The 403-nt window shown below is 62.5% G+C and carries 1 pseudogene; it reads right to left on the reverse strand.

Going from position 1 to position 403, the window contains the following annotated elements:
* Positions 1-403, reverse strand: a pseudogene (locus tag AO388_RS05750) (tyrosine-type recombinase/integrase); the annotation flags it as partial.

Here is a 403-nt window from a genome sequence, read left to right on the forward strand (position 1 = left end):
AGCGCTCCAGCAGCGCGCAGGCCTGATGGGTCAGCGGTAAGCGATGCTCACAGCGGGTCTTGGTGTTCTCGGCAGGAATGAACCACTCGCCCTGCTCACCCAGAGTGAGGTGCGACCACCGGGCCTGCCTTGTCTCGCCAGCCCACAGCAAGGTCACCAAGCACCTCTTCCAGCTGAACGGCCCGCAGGCGCGATGGTTTCGGAAGGATGCGGGCCTTGGTGAAATCGGTGAACTTGAAACCGGCGACTGGATTCTGGGCGATCAGGCGCAGCTTTTCGGCCTGTCGGAACGCAACCACCAGCACGCCCCACATCAGCCGGACGTAGGAGAGCGACATTTCGGCCTGCATGGGCCACATGACCAGCTTGTCCAACGTGGACCGGTCCACATCGGCAATGAGCA

Origin of the sequence: Pseudomonas sp. ICMP 10191 (assembly GCF_001467335.1) — a bacterium.
Classification (GTDB): domain Bacteria; phylum Pseudomonadota; class Gammaproteobacteria; order Pseudomonadales; family Pseudomonadaceae; genus Aquipseudomonas; species Aquipseudomonas cerasi.